The following is a 24,867-nucleotide window of genomic DNA, read 5'->3' on the forward strand; positions in this document are numbered from 1 at the left end:
ATTATCAAATGAATTTATATTATTTCATATGACAACCACAAAGGGATTATCGCAAATGAATTGATTGGTCCTTTTAATTTATAAATTATTTGATTTCTGTGTAGCTATCACGAACAGTAAACAATGAATCGATTGATTCGTTTGATTCTGTCATGAGAATAGCATCACCGATAAGATCAGTCACTGATAAGATCTTCAATTTATCAAATTGACATTCGTCAGGAACAACGATTGAATCTGATACTAAAACATCCATCAAGATTGAATCTTGCAATCTCTTAGCAGCGTTCTTTGAAAAGATTGGGTGCGTTGCGGCAGCAGAAACAGTTTTGGCACCAGCTGCAGAAACAGCTTTGGCACTATTAACCATTCTTGTACCTGTATCGATAAGATCATCAACGATAACACATTGTTTACCATCAACGTCACCGATAATGTCAGGAACCACATCTTCATCTTCAGTTGATCTTTGGTCAACGATAGCGATTTGTGAACCGAATACTTCAGCTAGTGAACGAGCACGTTTAGTTGAGTTGTGGTCTGGAGCTACGAAGACGAAGTCGTCTGGATTCTTGATCTTCTTTTGGAAGTAACTAGCGAAAATAGGCATTGCACGTAAGTGATCAACCGGAATATCAAAGAATCCTTGGATTTGATCAGCATGCATATCGAGTGCGATCACACGATCAACTGAACCTAATTCCAACATATTAGCAAACAACTTAGCTGAGATAGGTTCTCTTGAACGAGACTTTCTATCTGAACGAGTATATGCAAAGTATGGTAGTACACAAGTAATTGTACTTGCACTAGCACGTCTCAAAGCATCGACAGCAATCATCAATTCCATGAAGTTGTCATTAACAGAATCTGAAACTGAGTGAATGATGTAGACGTCTTTTCCACGAATACTTTCATTAATTTGAATGTTGATTTCACCATCACTGAAGTGTGAAACTGAAGCATCCAACAATGGAACTCCCATGTAGTCAGAAATTCTCTTAGCTAATGGTTTATTACCATTTAAAGAAAGTAAAGCAATTTTATCTAATGTATTATTAGACATGTTTGTCCTCCAAAATTATATAAGCACTGGTCTATCAACAGGTTTACCCTCGTTTGCGATTACCAATCCCATGTCATTGTCAGTCAATTGACGGTCTCGGTTACGCATACCCGATTGTGAAACTATTGTAAACTTATACTTTAATTTTACACTCAATCGTAGGTATTTATCCAGTATATATGAATCAATTTTTCCATTTATATAAAGATGATAATCCGGATATTTTTTCATAACGCTTTCAACCGTTGCGACATTTGCATCGTTTTTCAGTTGGGCAACCGTCAAAGCAATCGCCACGCGTTCCGCAAAATTACCTAGAAACTTGTTCTTCTCGTCAGGTTTTAATTGTGGCTTACCGAAAATGTTTTGTTTAATATAATCCTCAACGTTAGTCATTTTTTACCCTCCATACGTCATAGTATAGCTGAGAAATTCCTTTTGTAAAAGGATGATAAATCTACCTTTATCTAGGCTGACAAATGTATAATGGGGATAAATAGAAAGGATGTGTTACTTATGGACGAAATGGTATTTTTTAATCCCGGCGATGCAATTGCCAACTCAAAAGATTATGGCGAGGCTGTCCGTGGAGCACAAATCTACAAAGCCAAAGATCCCTATGAATCATCCCTCGTTGTCGCTCAAGATGTCGCTGACAACAAGAGCTTTGCTGTTTACTTTGCTAAAGACGAAAAGAAAGATATTAAAGATACTGACACAGGTGTTGTGCAATATCATTTGAAAAAGAAAATTTAATTATCAAATTAAAAAGTGCTTCAAGCAGCTGACTTTAATCAATTGCTTGAAGCACTTTTTTGGTTACAAAGAATCAAGAATAAATTATTCGTTAATATAATCCAACAATTTATACAAAGTATTCCGATTATCATCAGAAACCTTTTCCTTCAAAATATCATCAGCTGTTTGATTCAAAACTGAACCTTTAATATAAGGAAAATCATTTACGACCATTTCGCGGACATTATCATCTTTTGGTTCCAAATGAAATTGCAAACCAACCATCCGATGATTCATGATGAAGCCTTGATTTTCCACAGCATCACTGGAGAACAACAACTGTGCTTCCTTTGGTATCTCAAACATCTCTTCGTGCCAGTGCAAGACTCGTAACTCTTCGGGAATCTCTAAATATTTCACATCCCGGCGATAAACTGGTGCCCACCCAACCTCTTTGGCGGGAGCTTTAGTAACTTGATAACCTAAAGTCTTAACAATCTGTTGTGCACCGTAGCAAACTCCAAAAATAGGCTTATCTTGAGCAATCAATTCTTGAATTAAAACTCGTTCTTGCTTGATCCACTCAAGTTCGTCATTGGGACTCATCGGACCACCAAGAATCACTAACATGTCAGTGTCGCTTGCCTTTGGTAAATGTCCAAATTGATAGGGATGGTAAATATACATTTCGTGGCCATGCTTTTGTGACCAATCTTGAATCATCCCTGGGCCTTCATTTGGCGTGTGTTGTAAAACGTTAATTCGCATCGGAATTCCTTTCACATCAACGGCAATGTTTGAAATGGGTATCGCCTGCATTTACCCAAGATGAATTTATTATAGCACGGTCAGCCCTTTGTGTTTGAAGCTTCCCATATGCCATATTATGACGAGAAACTATTTATAATAGAGTTATAAAGCAATTAAGAGTTTTACCAAATTAAAAAATAAGGGAGAAATTTCTCATGACAAACTTAAATGATATCCTACACCAATTGAACAGTATTAACGCTGATTTTTCTAACGACTCTGACAATCACTACACACTTGCTGATTTCTCATCATTCTTCTACAATGTAACGTCTTTACCTGACGTTAAACAAATCATTGCTGACTTTGATGCTGCTGACGAAAAAATTCTTCCTACTTCACTTATCAATAAATATCTCGTTGATCCTGCTTTTAATCAAGAAATCATTGCAAAAAATCCTGCTACCAATCGTCAAGTCATGACTGTCGGTCTAAATGTAGCTGTTCGCAATGGTGTCAAAAAAATAGGAAAATACAATAATTCCCACGATAAAATAAACATTACTAACACTCTACGTATGAATATTTTAATGAATGACCCTCGTTTCCGCGGGTGTTATATGACTGACCTAATCAAATTGGTCAAAGATAGCAATTCCGATAATATTAACCATGATTTTTTCATCACTCATAAAAAATTAGGCTTTGGAACTGATGCGACTGACGAACAACGTGCTAAACAATATATGAAATGGGACCAGGCCAATGTTGATAATCCTAAAAAGCCAACCTACAAAACACTTCGTTTCCCTGATATGAACGCTGCTCTTAAAAAGGTTCGCGAAAATCGTATTATTTTTAACAAATCCATCGAACTTTTCATTGCCGAATGCAATATTATCAAACCTGAACGTCTCGTTGTCTTCGGTGATTCTGCCTTCACTGCTCTTCATTTATTGAAAAATATCCCTGCAATCCAAGCTAATCCTGCAATCATTAAACTAATTGATGAAAGTATTCACGCTCCTCACTATTCTTCAATCAATGACTTTGAAAAATGGTGTAAAACCGAACCACAAAAATTGACTGCTGCACTTGATAATGAATAATGCAAAAAGGTTCAACAAAATTTTGAGTTTTGTTGAACCTTTTTATTTGATCAAATACTCCAACCACAAGTCCTCTGAACCACCACAGTTAACCAAAGCCTTGTCAGTATTCATTTGCCACATATCTGATGACGATTCCAAATCATTCTTTTCAGCATACTTTGCCAATTCATCTAATCCCCGGCAGACACCCGCAGTACTGTTGTCCACTCTAACTAGCAAATAAGTTCCCGCGGCTTTTTCAATTTTGGGCATAGCTTTACCAGAGTTGTTCGTTGATGACTCTTTAACGACTCTAAAAGATGCATCGGCATATTTTTTTGATGATGCTTCCGGCAAATCAGTCAAAAAGCCCGATTGGTTGCCATCCATCAAGGCTAATTTGTCCAATTGTTGATAAAATTCCGCAAATAATTGAGCAATTTCTTCTTCTGTACACGATACCGATTCACGCGAACACCAGAAAGTTAATTTGGGCCGCTTGGCAACTATCGGTTGATAGGGTTCTGCTGTCAATTCCGATCCTTCTGAAACCTTTCGGGAGACGATCGATTGGATCCTTGCTAATTCATCCATTTTTTTGTCAATCGTTGTTTGGACATTTACCAATTCGTCCATCACTTTATTGTTTGGTTTATCTTGCAAACTTTTGATTTTTTCCAACGACAAACCCAGATTCTTCATCGCCAAAATAAATAACAAATCATATAACTGGTCATAATCGTAATATCGATAGCCGGCATCACTGCGTTTCTTAGGTTGAAAAACTCCTTGTTCATCGTAAAAAATCAAAGTTCTTCTAGTCGTGTTCGCTAATTTTGCCATTTCACTGATTTTTATCATAATATTCCTCACTAAAATAAATTATATGCTAAAAGTCATTTCAGTAACACAGCCGTTATATGACGCATAGTGTCTTAATGTAGTGAGATAATATACTTATCAAAGAATTGGAGGTAATTCTATGACACTAATCAAGGTCAATACTGATAAACAATTATTCAACGCCGTTAAAAATTCTGCTACTAACGATATTATCGAACTAGAATCTGACTCATATTTCACTGATTCTCCCGCAACTTTACCCATAACCCACAGTCTGACTATTACCGGCCGCTCTCCTAAGGCCAAATCTACTATCAATGCCACTTTCATAATCGGTAGCAAGCCAACCAATCAAACAATTCTCATCCTCAAAAATTTATCAGTCGACTTCACAGGCGATAATATAACAACCATTGCCCTCTACGATAATTCTCAACTATACTGCCACAACGTCATCGTCAGTGCCAACAACGATAGTAAATTTGATACGATCTATTGTCGTGATTCCGCCATTTCGCTAGACAATTCCGTCGTACTTACTAATGAATATAACTCCGTCGGCATGTCGCTTGAAAACAGTCAAATGACGGCCGTAAATTCGGACTTCAATACCTTAGGTCTCAAAAATTCAACCGTTTATCTCAAAGATTGCCTAGTCAATGAATACGTCGGCGTGCTGAACAAATCGAGCCTATCTTTCAGTGGTCTGGCCATCGACTCTCGTTCAACTGAAAATATCAGTGACCTTTATGTCGAAGATGAATCCGATCTCCGTGGCAACGACCTATCCTTCACTGCTCCCAATCCTTCAATCAGTATTACCAACAGTAATTTTGATAACGTCAACTTTCTTTCCGACATCAACAAAATCGATTGGTTTTACGATGATGATTCCAAAGTCCTTGCCAATGGGCAAGAACCACGCAACAGTAATATTTAAAACGAAAATAAATTTATCCCGAAAAAATAGATCATCCAGTTTTTTGGATGGTCTATTAGTGTATCTAAACAATTGTATGTATCCAAAGTTCAGAAAGAACCCAACATTCCCTATTTTTTCATAATTTACGAAATATAATTAAAATTCAAATATCTTTAGCATTACTACTATGAAAATAAGAAAAAGTCATTAGTCTGGAATAAAATTCTGGTGGATGCTCAGCCGTGGTAGTCCCTTAGCTGGCGTACTCTGCCAGGTTAGAGACAGACAAGCTTAAAGACAATTCATAGAATTGGCTCTAAGTTGCTCTCACAGTATTCCAAATCCACCAGAATTTCATGGAAGACGGCAAATTAAACATTTCCCTATTCTGACTTTCTAATCAGTTGTAACAATAACTTGGCCTATTGGACGATCATGTTGCATGATATATTCCTGTGCTTCCCTGATTTCATCCAACTTGAACACCTTAGAAATAGGAATCGTCAAATTATTATCTTTGATCAAATCAAACATTTCCGTAATGATTTCATTACTGATATCAACCCCATCAAAGGCAGTGATATATTTGCCACCAATATTTTCGAATGGATCGAAGTTTTCCCAGATCCACTTACCAGAAAGCAAACCAACTGTTGTGTAATAGCCGCCACGAGTGACATGTGCCAACGAATCACTGATCACCGGAGCTCCCACCATATCGAGAAATCCATCATAAGTTTTATCCGTTTGCAATTTGCCGTCTTTATCAATAACGACATCAGTGGCACCCATATCCAACAACATTTGACGACGCTCTTCACGACGAGTGGTTGAAGTTACTTTGATACCCAGCGCATTAGCTAAAACCAATGCAGCCATGCCGACGCCAGTAGTTCCACCACGAACTAACAACGTTTGACCAGCTTGCAGTTTAGTCGTCTTCAAAGCACCAAAGGCGGTATAGAAGGTTTCCGGATAGTTGGCAAATTCAACCCACGAACCATCATAGTCAACGGGACGAATAATTTCATCAGGTACTAAGGCATATTGTTGTTCACTACCATCGAATTCGCGGCCAAAACCACCATTGACGATCAAAACTCTTTGACCCTTAGCGAGTTTGCTATTCTTTGATGGTTGATAAACTTCGCCGACACCTTCAACTCCGATGACTCTTGGGAATTTAACTGAAGGAGAACCACCCTCACGAGTTAAAACTTCATAACGGTGAACGGCAAAAGCCTTGATGTGAATAACGGTTTGGTCGTCAGTTGCCTCAGGAATTGGACGATCAACGATTTCTAAAACTTCTGGACCACCAGTGTGACTAATTACAACTGCTTTCATATATCTCCTCTGTATTTAATTATTTATATTGATCTTAACAATTGAATACTATAAACCGTCCCGTTACGTTACAGTCAATGGATATTTTTCAAAAAACTTCGTGAAAGCACTCGATGCCCCTTAAATGGTATTCTAAAGGTGCTGAAGAATTGCAGACCACAAAAAAAGCCCAGCATTCAGCTAGACTTACCCACTATCAATATATATCAAATCTGATTTTTTTCATTTCGAGTACTGTCTCGAATTGTTTTATAAACTTTCATTCTAGCAACTCCGACATCGCGGACATTCTCTACGGCAAATTTCTGAGTAATACTGCCTTTTCTAGAAATATAATGATACAAAGGTACATTATCCAAGTAAAATTTACGTGCTACGGTCGCATATTCAACGTTGAAAACTTGATCTTCCATCAAGTCCAAGTCGGTTGCAAATGCCAACTGGTTTTCTTCGATAATTGATCGAATATAAGCTTTGTTCCACGTGTAACCCATCACTGTGCCAGTCATTTTGATGATTTGTTTGATCACTTCATCACGACCAACGATTTCTGTTTGACGTTTGGCAATCTTATTCTTGACCTTGCCGTTTTCGTTCTCATTAAAGAAACCGCAAGTGACCATATCAACATCTTCATTGTTAAAAATCGTTAAAAAATGATCCACATAGTCAGGTTCCACACGGTCATCGCCATCAATGAATGTTATTAATTCACCATCGGCATGCTTCAAACCAGTATTTCTAGCAGCTGAAACGCCTTGATTTTCGGAGTGACAAATAACAGAAATCCAATCATAGTCCTTTTCATAAGAACGGGTTATCTTCTGAGTTTGATCTGTAGAGCAATCGTCCACAATAATTAGATTGAAATCTTGATTAGTTTGAGCAATCACTGAATCAATCGTGCTGGAAATATAATCAGCTACATTATAAGCTGTCATAATAATTGAAAGTTTATTCTTCACCATAAATCACCTTATTATTATTTTACTTCTAATGACCTAAAATACGCAACGACTCGGGGAGGAGAAAAATGAAACGTATATTAAATCTCGAAGGTGCAATAAATTTACGTGAACTTGGTGGATATCCCACTAAGGATGGTACAACAATTAAATATAATAAACTCTTACGTTCAGGGGATATAAGTAATCTAACAGGAAAATCTTTAAGCTACCTTAAAAATTACGGATTACGATATGTCGTCGATTTTCGTTCTAACAGCGAACAACAAACTTGGGCTGACAAAACAGCTGACTTTTATAAAATTTATTCCGACCCAGTTTATCCTCTCAAAGGTAATGGCGACAAGTTAGCTGGCATCATCAATCACGGCGATTATTCTTATTTAGGCATGATCTACCAAAGCGTCGTTTTGGATCAACACGGTCAGCAAGCTTATAAAATTTTATTCGACTTATTACTGAATAATGACCAAGAGCATCAAGCCCTGTTGTTCCACTGTGCTGCTGGTAAAGATCGGACCGGAATCGGCGCTTTGTTAGTTCTCAAAGCTTTAGGCGTTGACGACGAAACTATTACTCGTGATTATTTATTGACGAACTTGATGTATGAGAACCGCCAAACTATCGAAGCTACTTTGAACAACGAAAATGGCGACCAAGATATTAATCAAATGAACATGACCAAGGGAGATCTCGACGATATAACTTCAGTCTTCAAAGCTATCGAACATTATTACGGAACTTTCGACAATTATTTGGATAAAGCTCTAGGCATCGACAAGACCAAACTCAACAAATTGAAAGCAATTTATACTGAATAATCGACTGACTAATATTTTGTTATATCAAACTAGGTTGGCGAAAGGCAATTTACTTTGGTTATAATTGTTCTTGCAGGAGAGGCGAACCCTCACCTCTTACCACTCGCAAAAAATCCAGCCTGTCCTTTCCTGCATACTGATTGGCAACATTTCCATACCTTAAAGTTTGACTAATACAAAACCAACAATCGTTTTCCTCACGTATTCCCAATGCGTGAGGTTTTTTTATTGCCAAAATCCGAAGTTTGATTAATCACTGCCGTCTTCCATTGATAGGATTTAGTGGTTTAAATTCTAAAAATAGTTCATTCGGACTTTCTAGATAACCTATGTATCCAATAATTCAATTAAAAATTAACCTTTATAGCTCACTTTCTAGAAACATTTTTAAGCAAAATATAAGAAACTTTTGTATAATTAAGTTTCGGAATATACAACATGTGACATTTCTGTGAACTTTCACCGAATGTCTTCCTATGATTTAATTAGTCTTGTATACTTGATTTGTCAACATAATGGAGGAATGCAAATAATGTTTTGTCCAAATTGTGGCCATAAAGTTGAACCGGATCAGAAATTTTGTGATAACTGCGGTTGGGCCCTTAAAAAGAAAAATACCGAGGATACAAAAGAACAAAAAGACGATGACTCCGTTCGTTCATTGTCTGAAATTGAAAATGAACTAAATGAGGAAGATCCAATCGTAAAACCCACGACTGAAACTAAACCTCATCTAGAACAAGCACCTGCGCAACAACAAGAATACGGTTCCTTCGATCATCCCGAGCGTAAAACTACTCGTCCTGATCCTGAACCTGAAATGAAAACTTTTGAACGTAAAGAATCTACTCGTCCTTCATCATTCGAAAAATCAAATTCTAATGCACCACTGGACGATAGAACGCAAGTTTATAGTAAAAATGATTTCAACCCCATTTCTCAAAAGCCTTACAAGAACAACCCTGAACAGGCTCAAGAAAAACCATATTCAAAACCTTTCGTAGATCCAATCAAGGATCCCATCAAAGATCCCTTTGCACCAACGGAAAGCGAAAAACGTGCTGCTGAAGCAAAGAGACAGGCAGAAGCCGTTGATCCTAACGATGGTTTTATCCACAATATGATCAAATTTGCTAAAAATAACGCTTATGTCAGCATCTTTGCCGTCATCATCGTAGCTATTCTTCTAGTTGTAAAAAGAAATTACGGTTATATCGCTTTGGCAGTCGTTCTGATTGCTTGGTTCCTATTCTCACAATTGCGTCATGGCAATGAGTTGGGTGCCAATAAAGCTTTGAAGAAGGAAACTTCGCTCAAGAAGAATTCTGATTCAGATGAAGATACTCCCGATAAAACTGAAACATATGCTGCTCCTAAACAAAAAAAGGAACATCATAAAACAGCTGCCGATCGATTGAAGCCTAATCACAAGACGACGACCCAAAAAATCATTATTGTCTCGTCAGTTATCGGTTTCATTGCTTCTATCAGTGGTCCATTCTTGGATGGCTTGTCACTTTCAAGTACCATCGCCGGTGCTGCTAATTACACCGCCAACAATCTAGGTTCACAGCCTACTTGGTTCACTAATGGTTTTTCAGCTATTCGTTTGATCTGTTTCTTATCACCAGTCATTGCTTTATTAGCCGGTTGTTTCAGATCACGTGGCAGCATTCGTTTGACAAGAATTTTTACTTTCTTACCAACAGTACTCTATGCCGCCCTTTATGGAGCTTTATCAGCTGGATTAGTTAATTCTTCAGCCATCACTGGTCAAGTCGTAGCTAACGCTAGTCGTTCATTTGGTGCCAGTTTCTATGTTCTATTGATAACATCAGTTGTTTCATTAGTTATGGCATATACTTTACGTCCTAAAATTAAATAATTTTGAATTTAATTAACTAAAGACCTATCAAATTATATTTGATAGGTCTTTTATTTATACTCATTTTATTAAAAATTAAATTCGCATTTTTCACTTTATTGATTATATTCCTTTGTTTATACTAATGAATGGTATAGACATATTGGAGGGTGCTATGAAAGTTTATCTTAATTTGAAATTTCATAAACTATTGATTTTACCTATTCTATTTGTATTTTCAATTGTAGCTTTCAATAACCAGACTGAGAATATCGTCACAGCTAAGGAGGCTACTATTCCCACTGAGGGTTTCCCAAGTACCCCTGCCCCCATTTGGGCAATTATTTGGATGAATAGTGGTTTTAGTAAACCACCTAAAGAAGTTATCAGTGCTACTATTGATAATACAAATTATAGTAACAATATTATTCCTATCAGTAATTCTTTTATAAAATCATCGCTTACATTGCCTTCAGCCTCTGGAAATTATACGTGGTATAAAAAAATTGACGATGGTGCTTGGAAAGTAAGTGATTCAGGCTACGTTTCGGCGCTATCTGTCAATTCTAATCGCAAATTTAATACATCCTTAAATTTGCTTGATTTTAAAAATTTACATAGCAAAAAAATAATAACCGTCAAATATCAATTAGCTTACATACTTGGAGTATTTTCTAAAGATCGTTACTACTCACGAATAATTACGGTTCATATCCTTCCTACGAATGTTAACGCTAAATCTATAACTATAGAGACCGATAATGATTACCTCTATAACAATAAAAACAATGATTTAGGAACCAATGTCACATATGCTCGAGCTACAACCGATCCAGAATTTGCAACGGCTCAACCTGAATGGTCAGTCAGTGACGAAAGTAAAGCCACAATCGATTCGAATGGGGAAATTACGGCTAAACCCACTGGATCATCTGCTAACGATTCCAATCAAATCAGTAGTTTCTTCGTTTACGCAAAAATCAAGAATGCCGACGGAACTATCGTTACAGCCAGCAAGTTAATGAACGTCGGTGAAGGTCTATACGATCAAAAAGCAAGAGCTGGTGAAAGAGCCACTTTTGTTCTTCAAGGATTTGATAATTCTACAAGAGACTCATTTAAAACTGACGTCAAATGGTATAAAAAGAAAGGAAAGAATGGTAAGCCATCCTCCCCTCTACCCAAACAAGACGATCCTTTCAGATACACTACCGAACCTCTTACCAAAGATGATGATGGTGACTATTACTACGCAACCATCAAGATGACTTACGGCAACAATGATACTCAAAGTTTAACTACCAACGATGCTTTACTAACCGTTAATCCAGCCTTGAATCCTAACGTCAAATTGACTAATCAAGTCGAAAATGTCTCCTCCAAAAGCGACCAAGATACTCCGTTGATTTTAAATGACATCGTAAATAACGATTTGATCGATTACAAATTTCAATTAAACAACGACGGCGAACGCGATCTGAACAACACTACTTTATCAACTTATCTCAGTCTCGGTACCGAAATAGTCGGCGTTAACGTTGATGGAACGGATCTTACCGATTCACAGTATTCAACAACTGCCCACATCAATAATCGCAATCAGTTACTCCAAATCAATATTGGCAGTCTCAAAATAAATGATAAGAGAAATATCATCGTTCATACACTGACGCATGACATTGACCGCAATTTTGCTTTTGCGGCAACACCATTTTTCATCGGAACGGATGATGACCAAAACGACTATCAGAGCATTGGCTCCAAATTCAAATTGAATTATTTAAATAACGAACTTATTCCACACATCAAAACTATTAATTTTGAACCTATCTATCCATTTGACGTTAATGTTGATAAATATCGTTTGAACTCAACCAATTCACCGAATGAAATAATTACTTTTGAAGATCACCGTAAGAAAAAAAATCCTCTCAAAGTTTATTTGAATGAACCAGATAATTTGATCGATACCCATAACAATTCTTTAGCGGCAATTTTTAAATTTAAAAATGACACCTCACCATACCCTCAACCGATCAAGGATAAGGTTCTCGTTGCGCAATCGGCACAAGATCAAACTTTACAACCAATTCGTTGGGATAAAGATAAAGGATTATTGTTACACGTGACCAAATCCAATATTATTGCTGGCGAATACCACACTAAATTATCTTGGAGTATTCAAGACAGCGTCTAATTGTACAAACAGTATGATACATAGGCCTTTGGTTGGATAATCGACTCGAGTGTTTATACTGAGAGTTGAGGAGAACAGAAATGAAATTAAGTAATTTCTATCCTCCGAAGTCTCACGCAAGTGAGCAAACATCTACCAAGACGTCATCGGTTTAACAAGATCGTAATTAAGGTAGTTGCAACTGAATGGGATCAGTCAAAAAAATTAGGGTTGAATCGAGATGAACCAAAATCAAAAGTAATTTTAGATTTTGTAATATCAATCAATGTTAATCCTTAAACCTCACATTTGGAGTCAGCTTACCCTCCTTTTTAATACCAGTAAGTTATTAATTTTCATAATGAATCCTCCAAAAACACAAATAAGTCTAGACAAAAAAGCCTCAGAATAGATCAGTTAAGCACTGATAATTCTGAGGTTTTTGTCTGCATTATTTTTCTAAAAAGCTCATACGGTCAGCGATGTTAGTAATTACACCATCAACGCCCCAACTAAAGAGCTTTTGAGCGCGATTGATGTCATCAACGGTCCAAACATTGATTTCATAACCATAATCCTTCATTTTTTTGACCATATCTTCAGTCAAGCCAGTACTATCTGGGTGAACGATCTTAGCGTGGCAAGCTTGCATGACTAAGTTCCAATCGTCGCCTAAAGTTTCGTGACTGAACAACACTGCATATTTCAAATCTGGTTTTAATTGGTACATTTTTTCTAACATGATGGGATTAAAACTGGAAATAATTAAATCAACATGTTCGTCCAAACGGTCCAAAGCTTCCGCAAATTTTTCAACCAGTTTATCGGCTAAATAATTGGCATTGTCCCCTACAACACCTTTTAGTTCGATATTAGCATTGATCTTGTGAATATTAAGAAAGTCGATCAATTGATCCAAAGTTGGAACTTTTTCCCCACGGAACTTTTCAGCGAACCAATAGCCAGCATCGGCGCTCAAAACTTTTGAACTATCAACAGTTTCAATTGATCCCGATTCATTAGTTGTACGGTCTAACTTATCATCGTGAATCACGAAGACCTGTTCATCTTTGGTAATGCTTAGATCAGTTTCAATCCATTTAACATCATGATTAACAACGACATTGAATGCAGCCATCGTATTCTCAGGTGCCAATGTTGGTATTCCTCTATGAGCAACAATTTTTCTATCCATAATAATCCTCCAATAAGTAGAGTATACAACAGTATGCAAGGGGCAAAAAAACCGAGGTTTACTTGATGTATCCTCGGTTTTTCAGTATTTTTATAAGTAATTATCTATCAGATCAGACAATTCGTATTGTTTTTATTTGTTTAGAATTAAGCTTGGTAACGTGAAACACCATCTAAGTATGTTTCTCTCAATGTCATATCATCATCAAGAACGATAAAGTCAGCGTCACGACCGTCGGCAATGATACCACACTTGTCAGCAACTTTTGAACTCTTAGCAGCTGTGTAACTAGCCATTTCAACAGCTTCTTCAGCAGTAGCAATGTTCCAGTCAACAACGTTCTTAATAGCTTCGTTCAACATCAAGATTGAACCAGCAAGGTTGTGTGTTTCATCCTTTAATCTGGCAGTACCATTAGCAACAACAACTGGTAATTCACCAAGTACGTAGTCGCCATCTGGCATAAGACCAGCACGCATACAGTCAGTAATTAGGGCAACATGTTCTGCACCCTTCTTTTCGATAACGATACGAGCTGCGAATGGGTTAACGTGGTGACCATCACAGATCAATTCGTCATCAACTAAGTGCATTGAAAGAGCTGCACCAACCATACCAGGTACACGGTGGTTCAAGCCGCTCATACCATTGTATGTGTGTGTAAATCCAGTAGCACCAGCTTCGACACAAGCCTTAGCTTGTTCAAATGTAGCATCACTGTGGCCAAGATAAACAGCAACTTTGTCAGAAGCTACGGCTTTAGTGAATTCTGGAGCACCTTTTCTTTCAGGAGCAATAGAAATCTTTCTAATCATGCCGTGAGCAGCATCTTGCCAATCTTTGAATTCTTCAGCATCTGGATCTCTGAAGTACTTAGGATTTTGAGCACCCTTGTGCTTTTCTGTATAGAAAGGACCTTCAAAGTGAATACCTTGAATTTTGGCACCAGTAGCCTTCTTGTAGTTATCACCGATTGTTTGGCAGATATGTTTTAGTTGATCATGTGAAGCTGTCAATGTTGTAGGCAACCATGATGTAACACCAGCTCTTAGTAGACCTTCTGACATTTCATTCAACTTTTCAAAGTCATCGTCCATAACATCGTGGCCAACAAGACCATGAATGTGAGTATCAACAAGACCTGGGGCGATAAATTTGTCTGAATAGTCGACAATCTTACCTTCTGGTTTGTCATCTTCTGCAGTAAAGAATTTACCAAACTTACCGTCATCAGTAACTTCTAGATAGCCACCGTTTTCAGTTGTGTTTTTCAAAAAGAATTTTTTAGCATGAATATAATATGACATTATCTACTCTCCTTCTAATATTAACAAGTTCATTATAGCATTCACCACTGGTCTATACCATAGTGTAATGTATTTTTTATTAAAAAAGTTGGAACAACTTAATGTCCCAACTTCATCATAGCAAATATTTTTAATTTTAGTCGCTCGTTACTTGAAATTCTTCTGGTAATTTACTCTTAATAAAATCAGCCGAATATTGTAATTTATCCAACTCTTCTTGTGGCAAATTCAAATGAATTTGCTTGATGATGCCGTCACGACCAACGATAGCTGGATATGAAAGGTAAACACCATATTCTTCACGGAAATTAGATACTGGCAATTCGATATAAGCATCGTTTAAAATGGCCATCGTCAAACGTACGGCAGCCGTTGAAATACCATAGTTAGTATATTTTTTACCACTGAAGACTGTGAATCCACCCATGCGAATATCTTCATTCAATTTATCGAGATCGAGACCATCGTCTGCGGCTAATTCAGCAATCGAGTGATCCAATACTTTTACAGTTGACCAAGCGGTAAATTGTGAATTACCGTGCTCACCCAAGTTGTAGCCAGAAACCGAACGTGGGTCAACGTTCAAAGCTGCCCCCACAGCTCGTTTCATTCGGGCTGAATCCAACAAAGTTCCGGTGCCCATGACATGTTTCTTAGGCAATCCAGTAACTTGTTGATAAATTGAAACCATCACATCGTTAGGATTGCTGATGACAACGATCTTGCCATCAAAAGCCGTCTCTTTGATATGTTCGGCTACATCCCTAACAGCGTTGCTAGTGAATTCCAATTCAGCGAAACGATCTGGTTTTACCCGATCCTGCAATTTAATATTTCCCACAGCTGAAATAATTACGTCAGTATCATCTAATTGCGAATAATCATTAACAAAGACATTCGTGTGATATGGCAAGTTAGCCATCGCATCTTCAAAATCCAATGCATCGGATTTGACTTTCTTTTCGTTGATATCGATCAATACCAAATCATCAACGAATCCATTTGAAACGATATAGTGTGCACAAGCAGCGCCAACGTTTCCCATTCCAATAATTGCAACTTTTCTTGTCATATAAATTACCTCACAGTCTTTACTTCTTTAAAACACTAATTTTAAGTTGTGACTGCAATTATACTCTAATTTGATTAAAAAATAATTAACAAACAAAAATTAACAAATAAAAGCCTAATTTTTAACAGATTTGGCTATTTCACTGCCGTCTTCCATGAGATTAAACAATTTTTACTTTTTATATTACCGTAAATAATTATAGTAAACGGCCATCCAAAAAATTGGATGACCTTTTTCTTTAATATAATCTCTATAATTTTTCATTATTAGAATTCAAAATTTCAATACTAACAATGTAAAACAAAAAATCCTTAAACTCTCTAGTCTGGAATGCAATTCTGGTGGATGCTCAGCCGTGGTAGTCTCTTAGCTGGCGGTACTTTGCCAGTTTAGAGACAGACAAGCTTAGAGACAATTTGAACTGTAATTGGCTCTAAGTTGCTCTCACAGCGTTCCAGCAATCCACCAGAATTGCATGGAAGACGACAGTGAACAACCAAATTTAAAATCTTTATTATTTAAGGTTCTTCTTAATATAATCTGCTGAATATTGTAATTTATCCAATTCTGCTTGTGGCAAGTCCAATTGCAATTGTTTCAAAATTCCTTCACGACCGACGATAGCTGGGTATGAAAGATAAACGCCATATTCTTCACGGAAGTTGGATACTGGCAATTCGATATGTGCATCGTTTAAAATTGCCAAATTCAATCTAACTGCGGCCGTAGAAACACCATAATTAGTGTAGCCTTTACCATCAAAGACCGTAAAACCGCCCATTCGGACATCTTCATTGATCTTTTCAAGATCCAAACCACTTTCTTGAGCCAATTTTTCGACTGGTTGATCCATTACTTTAACAGTTGACCAAGCAGTAAATTGTGAATTACCGTGCTCACCCAAGTTGTAGCCAGAAACCGAACGAGGATCAACTGAGAAAGCTTTACCAACTGCGCGCTTCATTCGAGCTGAATCAAGCAATGTCCCAGTTCCGATAACACGTTCCTTAGGGAAACCTAGAATTTGTTGATACATAGCGGTCATTACATCGTTAGGATTACTAATAACGACCATGATACCGTGGAATTTTGTTTGTTTAATTTTGGCAGCAACGTCTTTTACTGAATCCCCAGTTGGTTTCAATTCACCAAAACGGTTGGGGTGATTGCCACCGATCAAACTGATGTGACCGACAGCGGAAATGATCACGTCAGCGTCATCTAATTGAGAATAATCGTTCACTGAAATATTGGTGTGTGTTGGCAAATTGGCCATCGCATCTTCAAAATCCAATGCATCTGCCTTTACTTTTTTTTCGTTCTTATCAATAAGTACTAAATCGTCGACAAAACCAGCGGATACAATGTAATGGGCACAAGCAGCGCCAACATTTCCCATTCCAATAATTCCTATTTTTCTTGTCATAAAAACAATTCCTCACAGTCAAAGATTCAATTTTGTTCCGTATAATATCATACGCCAACTCTTTAATTATATAAAAAAAGTCCGCTTTCGCAAAAGGATACGGCCCTTAGCTTTGACTATAATATCTAAAAATTCGAAGGATTTTTTCAATCCAATTGACGGAATTTCATTTTAATATTGCTGATTCAAAAGGAAAAATCATTTAGTCTGGAATGAAATTCTGGTGGATGCTCAGCCGTGGCAGTCTCTTAGCTGGCGTACTCTGCCAGTTTAGAGACAGACAAGCTTGGAAACAATTCGTAGAATTGGTTCGAAGTTGCTCTCACAGCGTTCCAGCAATCCACCAGAATTTCATGGAAGACGGAAGTGAACAATTTTTATACCAAGCCATCATCAAGGACATATTGTGACATTTTCATATGCTACCATTTATGCTGATGAAACGGTTATATACTTCACAAAGGCAGGTATTCAAATATGGAAAGCAATGCAAGAATTACTAAGATTTTTGCTCGACTGCTCAAATCAGAAAGAGTCAATCTCTACGACGTCATGGAAGAGTTTGATACATCTTCCCGCACAATTCAACGTGACATGTCCGCAATCAAGCGAGCTTTGATCAATCCAAATCCCACTGGTGACAAGGAAGAAAAACGTCCTTTACCTTTCAAACTTCACCACGAATTAGATAGCGAAGATTATTATTTAACTCACGGTGATCTAGTTTCTTTTGATGATATCTTTGCTATCTTAAAAATCGTCCTTGGTGCACGTGTCTTTAAACCAGTTGAACTTCAACATCTTCTCGATATCTTTACGCCACTGGTAGGTACTGACAAGCAAGTCCATCTCGATAAATTATCGAATTTTGTCGACAAGGATTATTTGCCGGTTAATACTACCGATAATTTGATTGAAAGAATTGCTATGTTCCGCGATCTGATTGCCCAACAAACGTTGATTGGTTTTTACTACATCAATAGTTCTCCAACTGGCCCATCATATCGCAAACACTTCGGCGTTCCCTTGGATCTTTACTATAGCAACGGCCATTTTTACGTTATTATTTATTCTCAAGCCAATAAAGATCACGCCGAAGGTAGTTTAGTCTACCGTTTGGATCGATTCCGTGACGATGACTTCACTCGTTCAAGAAAATCCATCCCTATTCCACGTGATAAGCGTGAGAGTAAAACTTCCATTCGCCAAAAGTCTTATCTTTTAAATAGTGGTCAAATGGTCGATTTTTCTTTGATTTATTACGGTTATGAAGACACAGTACTGAGTCAATTACCCAATGCCAAAATAAAAAGAGACGAAAATAATAAAATAGTTAAAATCAAAGATAAACAAAACGACCGCGTAGGTATTTATGTCAGTGGACGAATACTTTCAAACGGTCTAAATATGTGGGTCCGCAGTCAAGGCGACTTAGTTGTTGTCCAATATCCACAATCGATCATCGATGATATTACTGCCACGGCGCATAAAATTTTAAATTATTACAAGTAAAAAATACTCATAACTGTCGGATTTTGTTCCGATAATTATGAGTATTTTTATTTAAAAGGAATTCTACAAATAAATTTTATGCATTTTTTCACAAATTATTTTGCTTTATAAGTATCCCATCCATATTGCTGTCTAATTATCAAAAAAAATTTTTAGCAGTCAAAGCCTTTTCACTGTAAGCGATTACCAATGAACAGTATGACATGATTTATAAAAGTGCTTGCAAATATAGGTCTATACCATTATATTAAATCTTGTTGTAAAAATGAATAATCTTTTAGGGGGAAACAACACATGAAAACCTATCTTCAACGTATGGGTAGATCACTTCAATTACCTGTCGCTGTGCTCCCAGCCGCCGCTCTGTTACAAGGTATCGGTCACTGGTTGCCACAAAAGTGGGCTTTAGCTCAATTTCTTCAAGCAGGAGGAACTGCCATCCTAGGCCAACTAGCATTGTTATTTGCTGCTGGTTTAGCAATCGGGATGTCAAAGGAAAATGATGGTGCCACTGGTATTGCTGGTGTCGTTGCCTATATTGTTCCTATCAACGTTTTAAAGCCTGAAAATGTTGCTTTATTCAAGGGTATTGATGTTAAAAACGTTGACCCAGCATTTAATGCGATTGCTGGTAATGTGTTAATTGGTATTATCGCTGGTTTGGTTGCAGCGGCAATGTATGATCGTTTCCACGATACTAAATTGCCAATGGCTTTATCATTCTTCAGTGGGAAGAGATTAGTTCCAATTGTTTCTTCAGTCGTAATGTTATTTGTTTCAGTTATTTTGCTATTCATTTGGCCTGTCTTTTATAATATTTTGGTTAGTTTTGGTGAATTCATGATTAACCTTGGTTGGATCGGTGCTGGACTATTTGGGTTCTTCAACCGTCTCTTGATCCCAACTGGTTTGCATCAAGCCTTGAACCAAGTATTCTGGTTTAACCTTGCCGGTATCAATGATATTGGTAACTTCTGGGCTAATAAGGGAACACAAGGTGTTACAGGAATGTACCTTGGTGGATTCTTCCCAATCATGATGTTCGGTCTTCCAGCTGGTGCACTTGCTATTTACAAGAATGCTCGTCCAGAACGTAAAAAGTTAACTGCTGGATTAATGATGGCTGGTGCCTTCGCCTCATTCTTTACAGGTGTTACTGAACCATTGGAATTCTCATTCATGTTCGTTGCATGGCCACTATATCTAATCCATGCTCTATTCACAGGAATCTCAATGGCCTTCGCAGCTTTCATGCACTGGACTGCTGGATTTACATTTAGTGCTGGTCTAGTTGATTACATTCTAAGTTTCCACATGCCTATTGCTAATAAACCATACATGTTATTAGTACAAGGTCTTGTAATGGCTGTGATTTACTACTTTGGTTTTGATTTTGCAATTAAGAAGTTTAACTTAATGACACCAGGTCGTGAAGTAGTTGACGACGTAAATGATGCCGATGCTGTTGAAGTTTCAACTGATTCAAATGATGACAAGTACATGATCATGGCTAAGAAAATTTACGCAGCTATTGGTGGATATCAAAACATTAGTGTCATCGACAATTGTACGACTCGTTTACGTTTGCAATTAAAAGATACGGGTAAAGCTAATCAAGCCCAAATCAAGAGTGTTGGTGTTCCAGGTGTTAACGTTCTAGATAAAACTAATATTCAAATTATTGTCGGAACAGATGTTCAATTTGTTGCTGATGCTTTAACAAAACTTTTCAATGGAAAAGCTGATGTAACATCGTCAACAAACGCTGCTCCAGTCGAACAAGAAACAGCTAGCGATGTTAAATCTGGCAAAACTGATACTTTCTTCAGCGTTGCTAATGGTCAACTTGAAGATATTGAGAAAGTTTCCGATGATACCTTTGCTAAAAAAATGCTCGGTGATGGTTATGCAGTTGTCCCAACAGATGGCAAAATTGTATCTCCAGTTGATGGAACAATCACATCTATTTTCCCAACTAAACATGCACTAGGCATTAAAACTGCCAGTGGATTAGAAGTTCTCGTACATATGGGAATTGATACTGTTGAAATGAAAGGTGAACCATTCGATATTAAAGTCGATGAAGGACAAAGTGTGAAACATGGTGATCAAATTGCCCAAGTTGATTTGAATAAAATTACTGAAGCAGGCAAAAAGACCGACATGATGGTCATTATTACCAACATGCCAAGTGTTGCTTACATGAAGTACGATGGTTTAGATCGTAAAGTTGATTTAAATACTGAAATTGTTAAAGTTACAACAAAGTAATTTTTAATTGTCAGACTTACCCTTCATATAGTTAAAAATACATAATCCACAAAAATAACCTTGAGAAATCTAATGATTTCTCAAGGTTATTTTGTTGTTTTCTACAATTTAAATACTTTAGTAAATCAATGACTCGCTATTTACCATCTTTGTAATATTGAACTTTACTCTTAATGATTCTTTCACATAAGTCAGCGTATGAGATTCCGGCTGCTTCTGCTTCTCTTGGCATCAATGATAATGGTGTCATACCTGGTAAAGTATTAGCTTCCATTACATATAGTTGATCGTCGCGCATCAAGAAGTCAACACGACCGTAGTTGCTCATACCTAAAGCTTCGAAAGTTTGTTTTGTCAAAGCTTGCATCTTGGCGTGAATTTTATCATCCAAGTTGTTTGGTGGTGTGATGAAGTGAGTTACATTATTTTCTTGGAACTTGTGTTGGAAATCATACCAACCAGTATCAACAGTAACTTCAACTGCTGGAAGTACAAGTCCGTCAACGATAGCAACTGAGAATTCGCGACCCTTGATATATTCTTCAATCAAGACTTCACTGTCAAATCTCAATGCATCGGCAACTGATTCACGTAATTCAGTTGCGTTGTTAACGATATGTGTACCAACACTTGAGCCACCGTTAGATGGTTTAACTACCATTGGATAGTTGAATGGAATGTCTTCTGACAAGATCTTGTCAGTCTTAGTTGTAGTATATTTGGCAGTTGGAATACCATCTTGAACAAAAATTTCTTTAGAATATTTCTTATCCATAGCAAGACCTGAAGCTAATGAACCACTTCCGGTATATTTGATATCAAAGACATCGAATACCGCTTGCATCTTACCATTTTCGCCATCTTCACCGTGAAGTCCCATGTAGACAATATCGGCGTGTTGGCAGATCTTCAAAACGTTTCTACCGAGAAGACCTCTAGTACCATCAGTACGCAAAGCATTGATCTTAGCATCTGTTAAAACTTCATCATCAATGATAAGCTTGCTTTCGCTTTCTGGTTCAGTTGTGAATAGATCGTCAATTTTATCTTCATCAACGTCTTTTCCTAAAAATGAATCAACATAAGCTACTTCATAGCCTTTGCTACGTAGTGCATTGGTGATTTTAACTCCGGAAGATAAAGAAACATTTCTTTCTGTACTTCTTCCGCCTGAAAGAACGACAATTTTCATTGTGTTTCACCTAATCCCTTTTAATTTATTACTTAAGCGTAATCCTAGAACCTATAGAATAGCATAATACGCGCAAAAAAACCATTTCGGAATTTAAGTTTTAAAAAAAATTTGGAGAAATTCTCGAATTTTTCATATTTCTCTGGTTTAATTAGGTTTATAGGAGGATATAGCCTTGAAAAAGTTAAATATCATTTTATTAGGTTTATTATCTGTAATCACGCTGGGAGTATTTTCAGCACAAACTGTTAAAGCTGACGATCTATCTGATCAACCAGTTATGACTTTGGGAACATCTTTGACTAGCGACCAACGTCAAGGTACTATCAACGCCCTATCTTCACAAATCAGCGACAGTAACTACAAAACAATTACCGTTACCGGAGATACTTTAGTTAAGTATTTGAATCCTAGTGGCAGTTCTTTCACTAGCAACTCAGGTGTTTGGTCATCTGCTTTGATCCAAAAGACTTCATCTGGTTCAGGTATCAATGTTAAAATCGTCGACTACAATGGTAAAAACAACATTACTACCATTACCGCTGACCAATATCGAAACGCTGCTGTTACCGCTGGTATCAGTGATGCCAACATCTACGTAACATCTGCCACACCAATCGATGGTTCTGGTGCTTTAGCAGGTATCTATGCTGCTTATGCCAACAGTGGCGATACTTTGAATCAAAGCCAAGTCAACGCTGCGCAAAAGGAAATGAATGTCCTCAGTGGCATCACCGATGCCAACAAAGGTACAAACGGTTATTCCGATAAACAATTAAACAATGCCGTTGCCGGTATCAAGTCAGACATGGCTCAAAAAGGTGACAATATCACCGTTAATCAAATTACTACTATTGTAAATAACAACTTGCAAAAGAATAATCTTCAAAATATCATCAACGATAATCAAAAACAACAGATCATCAATTTGATGGTTCAAATCAGAGATTCCGGTGCTTTGAAGAACTCAAACTTTAAGGAACAAGCTTCTAAACTAAGCAGCGACATCATGAGTAAAGCTAAAAATATCTTTAACAATTTAAATACTCAAGAAAATCGTAACTTCCTACAAAGAATTTGGGACAGTATCGTTTCATTCTTCAGTGGATTGTTTAATTAATATGTATAAAGTCATCTAGAAAAAATAGATGGCTTTTTTTATACAATTATTTACCATGGAGTACTCTCATTTGCTCTACATAGGACTTGACTATCCGTAAGATTTAGTCCGGAATGCAATTCCGTAGATGCTCAGTCGTGAAGATCTCTAACCTGGCAAAAACACGCCAGAATTTCACGGAAGACAGCAGTGAACTAATAACTAAATCATATTGTCGATATTTACCAAAACTGCCTATATGAATATCTCAAAACAAAAAAATCCTTAAATTCTCTAGTCTGGAATGCAATTCTGGTGGATGCTCAGCCGTGGTAGTCTCTAACCTGGCGGTACCTTGCCAGGTTAGAGACAGACAAGCTTTAAAACAGTTCGTAGAACTGGTTCAAAGTTGCTCTCACAGCGTTCCAGCAATCCACCAGAATTTCATGGAAGGCGGCAGTGAACAGCCAAAAAAAGACCCAATTTTATGATTATTTCGTAGCCAATTGATAGCTTGCTTGAATCCGTTGCATGATCTCATCATCAGAAATCGTGTCATCCAAAATAATCGTGTACCAATTTTTCTTATTCATGTGATATCCCGGCAAATACTTTTGATTATCCACCAGTGCTTCAGCTGCTTCTGGAGTTGCTCTCAAATCGATTACCGTAACCAGCTCATCCGAAGCTAGACCTAACTTAGACTTAGCCACTGTCAATAAAGCCGCATACCACTTGTTCGTATCGTCGCGACGCCAAATGGCATTCTTAGGGAATTTCTTCCAAAGAAACTCTAATTGGTCATCGTAAGTATCTTTTACAAATTTAATGATCGTCTGAGCCTGTGGAGTTTTGAACACATTATTCTCGTAACATTGCAGCTTAATCTCGTTCAAAACTTCCTGATACTTTTGGCGTACTTTACTGACGAATTTGCCAACCTCAGTGGTTTGTAAGTGCAACGTGTACTCGGTATTATTTTCCACATCAAGTACCTTAGTATTCAAAATACCTGTTGCATCTGTCGTAATAATCAATTGAAATTGACCTGCAACAATCGATCGTTGATACTCATAGTTTTCGCCTTGTTTGATAAAGCCAAAATCGGTCAATTTAGCAACGTCAACCTTATAATCAGTAAACTCCTCTATTACCATATGTTCCCCCCCTGATCTAACTTTTCCTATATTAATATAATTATAATCTTCGA

General features: G+C 37.2%; 21 protein-coding genes. 9 read left to right on the forward strand and 12 right to left on the reverse strand.

Annotation, left to right across the window (positions count from 1 at the left end; all coding sequences use genetic code 11):
• Positions 1–85: 85 nt before the first annotated feature.
• Both FD29_RS05605 and FD29_RS05610 read right to left on the reverse strand, forming a co-directional pair.
• A complete protein-coding gene (locus tag FD29_RS05605; RefSeq protein WP_057887970.1) occupies positions 86–1,066 on the reverse strand; it encodes a ribose-phosphate diphosphokinase in 981 nt (326 codons plus the stop codon).
• Between the two features lie 15 nt (positions 1,067–1,081).
• Positions 1,082–1,462, reverse strand: a complete 381-nt coding sequence (locus FD29_RS05610) for a YueI family protein (protein WP_057887971.1) — start codon at positions 1,460–1,462, stop codon at positions 1,082–1,084.
• Between the two features lie 120 nt (positions 1,463–1,582).
• Between FD29_RS05610 and FD29_RS05615 the strand changes: the two genes are divergently transcribed.
• A complete protein-coding gene (locus tag FD29_RS05615) occupies positions 1,583–1,822 on the forward strand; it encodes a hypothetical protein (protein ID WP_057887972.1) in 240 nt (79 codons plus the stop codon).
• Positions 1,823–1,906: 84 nt separating this feature from the next.
• On the opposite strand, the gene FD29_RS05620 is transcribed toward FD29_RS05615, so the two are convergent.
• Complete coding sequence (locus FD29_RS05620) at positions 1,907–2,572, reverse strand: type 1 glutamine amidotransferase (protein WP_057887973.1); 666 nt, start codon at positions 2,570–2,572, stop codon at positions 1,907–1,909.
• Positions 2,573–2,769: 197 nt separating this feature from the next.
• On the opposite strand from FD29_RS05620, the gene FD29_RS05625 reads away from it, so the two are divergent.
• Positions 2,770–3,663, forward strand: coding sequence for a hypothetical protein (locus FD29_RS05625; protein WP_057887974.1), 894 nt, complete (start codon positions 2,770–2,772; stop codon positions 3,661–3,663).
• 42 nt (positions 3,664–3,705) lie between these two features.
• Here the strand turns inward: FD29_RS05625 and FD29_RS11260 are convergent, their stop codons facing one another.
• Positions 3,706–4,506: a MerR family transcriptional regulator gene (locus FD29_RS11260; RefSeq protein ID WP_083477785.1), complete on the reverse strand. Its 801-nt coding sequence runs from the start codon at positions 4,504–4,506 to the stop codon at positions 3,706–3,708.
• A 121-nt stretch (positions 4,507–4,627) separates the two neighbouring features.
• Between FD29_RS11260 and FD29_RS05635 the strand changes: the two genes are divergently transcribed.
• Positions 4,628–5,428 carry a hypothetical protein gene (locus tag FD29_RS05635; protein WP_057887975.1) on the forward strand — a complete coding sequence of 267 codons (801 nt, stop codon included), beginning with the start codon at positions 4,628–4,630 and terminating at the stop codon, positions 5,426–5,428.
• A gap of 378 nt (positions 5,429–5,806) precedes the next feature.
• Here the strand turns inward: FD29_RS05635 and FD29_RS05640 are convergent, their stop codons facing one another.
• Both FD29_RS05640 and FD29_RS05645 read right to left on the reverse strand, forming a co-directional pair.
• Positions 5,807–6,757: a zinc-binding dehydrogenase gene (locus tag FD29_RS05640; protein WP_057887976.1), complete on the reverse strand. Its 951-nt coding sequence runs from the start codon at positions 6,755–6,757 to the stop codon at positions 5,807–5,809.
• Between the two features lie 206 nt (positions 6,758–6,963).
• Positions 6,964–7,725 carry a glycosyltransferase family 2 protein gene (locus FD29_RS05645; RefSeq protein ID WP_057887977.1) on the reverse strand — a complete coding sequence of 254 codons (762 nt, stop codon included), beginning with the start codon at positions 7,723–7,725 and terminating at the stop codon, positions 6,964–6,966.
• Between the two features lie 65 nt (positions 7,726–7,790).
• Between FD29_RS05645 and FD29_RS05650 the strand changes: the two genes are divergently transcribed.
• From FD29_RS05650 to FD29_RS05660, 3 genes are all read left to right on the forward strand, one after another.
• Complete coding sequence (locus FD29_RS05650; protein ID WP_057887978.1) at positions 7,791–8,543, forward strand: tyrosine-protein phosphatase; 753 nt, start codon at positions 7,791–7,793, stop codon at positions 8,541–8,543.
• 532 nt (positions 8,544–9,075) lie between these two features.
• A complete protein-coding gene (locus FD29_RS05655) occupies positions 9,076–10,428 on the forward strand; it encodes a zinc ribbon domain-containing protein (RefSeq protein WP_057887979.1) in 1,353 nt (450 codons plus the stop codon).
• A 154-nt stretch (positions 10,429–10,582) separates the two neighbouring features.
• The gene (locus tag FD29_RS05660; protein ID WP_057887980.1) at positions 10,583–12,604 is read left to right on the forward strand and encodes a hypothetical protein; all 2,022 of its coding nucleotides are present in this window, start codon (positions 10,583–10,585) and stop codon (positions 12,602–12,604) included.
• A 430-nt stretch (positions 12,605–13,034) separates the two neighbouring features.
• Here FD29_RS05660 and FD29_RS05665 read toward each other — a convergent pair whose 3' ends face one another.
• From FD29_RS05665 to FD29_RS05680, 4 genes are all read right to left on the reverse strand, one after another.
• Complete coding sequence (locus tag FD29_RS05665; RefSeq protein ID WP_057887981.1) at positions 13,035–13,778, reverse strand: glycerophosphodiester phosphodiesterase family protein; 744 nt, start codon at positions 13,776–13,778, stop codon at positions 13,035–13,037.
• Between the two features lie 146 nt (positions 13,779–13,924).
• A complete protein-coding gene (nagA, locus tag FD29_RS05670; protein ID WP_057887982.1) occupies positions 13,925–15,085 on the reverse strand; it encodes an N-acetylglucosamine-6-phosphate deacetylase in 1,161 nt (386 codons plus the stop codon).
• A gap of 136 nt (positions 15,086–15,221) precedes the next feature.
• Entirely contained in the window at positions 15,222–16,157 is a 936-nt protein-coding gene (locus FD29_RS05675) for an L-lactate dehydrogenase (protein ID WP_057887983.1), read from the reverse strand.
• A 514-nt stretch (positions 16,158–16,671) separates the two neighbouring features.
• Entirely contained in the window at positions 16,672–17,583 is a 912-nt protein-coding gene (locus FD29_RS05680) for an L-lactate dehydrogenase (protein WP_057887984.1), read from the reverse strand.
• 477 nt (positions 17,584–18,060) lie between these two features.
• Here FD29_RS05680 and FD29_RS05685 point away from each other — a divergent pair, with 477 nt between their 5' ends.
• Complete coding sequence (locus FD29_RS05685) at positions 18,061–19,095, forward strand: helix-turn-helix transcriptional regulator (protein WP_057887985.1); 1,035 nt, start codon at positions 18,061–18,063, stop codon at positions 19,093–19,095.
• 294 nt (positions 19,096–19,389) lie between these two features.
• Positions 19,390–21,366, forward strand: a complete 1,977-nt coding sequence (gene nagE, locus FD29_RS05690) for an N-acetylglucosamine-specific PTS transporter subunit IIBC (protein WP_057887986.1) — start codon at positions 19,390–19,392, stop codon at positions 21,364–21,366.
• A gap of 136 nt (positions 21,367–21,502) precedes the next feature.
• Here the strand turns inward: nagE and FD29_RS05695 are convergent, their stop codons facing one another.
• Positions 21,503–22,558: a D-alanine--D-alanine ligase family protein gene (locus tag FD29_RS05695; protein ID WP_057887987.1), complete on the reverse strand. Its 1,056-nt coding sequence runs from the start codon at positions 22,556–22,558 to the stop codon at positions 21,503–21,505.
• Positions 22,559–22,733: 175 nt separating this feature from the next.
• Between FD29_RS05695 and FD29_RS05700 the strand changes: the two genes are divergently transcribed.
• A complete protein-coding gene (locus FD29_RS05700) occupies positions 22,734–23,678 on the forward strand; it encodes a DUF1002 domain-containing protein (RefSeq protein WP_057887988.1) in 945 nt (314 codons plus the stop codon).
• Positions 23,679–24,148: 470 nt separating this feature from the next.
• On the opposite strand, the gene FD29_RS05705 is transcribed toward FD29_RS05700, so the two are convergent.
• Complete coding sequence (locus FD29_RS05705; protein ID WP_057887989.1) at positions 24,149–24,814, reverse strand: MmcQ/YjbR family DNA-binding protein; 666 nt, start codon at positions 24,812–24,814, stop codon at positions 24,149–24,151.
• Positions 24,815–24,867: the final 53 nt, after the last annotated feature.

The sequence above is a fragment of the Companilactobacillus mindensis DSM 14500 genome, assembly GCF_001434275.1.
GTDB classification, from domain to species: domain Bacteria; phylum Bacillota; class Bacilli; order Lactobacillales; family Lactobacillaceae; genus Companilactobacillus; species Companilactobacillus mindensis.